The sequence below is a fragment of the Nocardioides cremeus genome, assembly GCF_030518195.1.
GTDB lineage: Bacteria > Actinomycetota > Actinomycetes > Propionibacteriales > Nocardioidaceae > Nocardioides > Nocardioides cremeus.
In genome coordinates, this window is record NZ_JAULSC010000085.1 from 1 (window position 1) to 441 (window position 441).

General features: G+C 53.5%; 1 protein-coding gene. It reads right to left on the reverse strand.

The window, feature by feature from the left end; translation table 11 throughout:
- Window positions 1-236: 236 nt before the first annotated feature.
- The coding region (locus tag QWJ41_RS20830; RefSeq protein WP_302710382.1) for a hypothetical protein at window positions 237-441 on the reverse strand (205 nt) is incomplete at its 5' end.

Genomic DNA, 441 nt, shown 5'->3' on the forward strand with positions numbered 1-441 from the left:
TTGGCCAGTGTTCGCTTGAGGCATATGGGTCAAGAAATCAAGTTTCTACGGCTTATGTGTGATTTTGCTACAAAGGGGAAAACCAATACGATAGTTCAAGGAAAAGAGATTGGAAAAGTAAAGACGCCATGGAAATTTCCAACAACCAAACACACGCAAAATCCTCCTTCCTCTCCACTTACACTTACACCTACGCCTGCACCTCCCGGCTCCCCCCAACAACAACAACAACAACCTCACCAAATCCCCCTCTTCACGCCCTCCTTCTCCGCAAACGCCATACCCGCCAACCGTCTCTTCTCCCCTGAAATCCCCAGCACCCTCTCCCACGAGCCGAAAACCCCTCGTCTCACGCGTCTGGCCCAGCCAATACACGCGATCAACGGCCTAATCCTCTCGATCGCGGGCGCCCACCACGAGTCGGCGGGGATGACCTGGTTC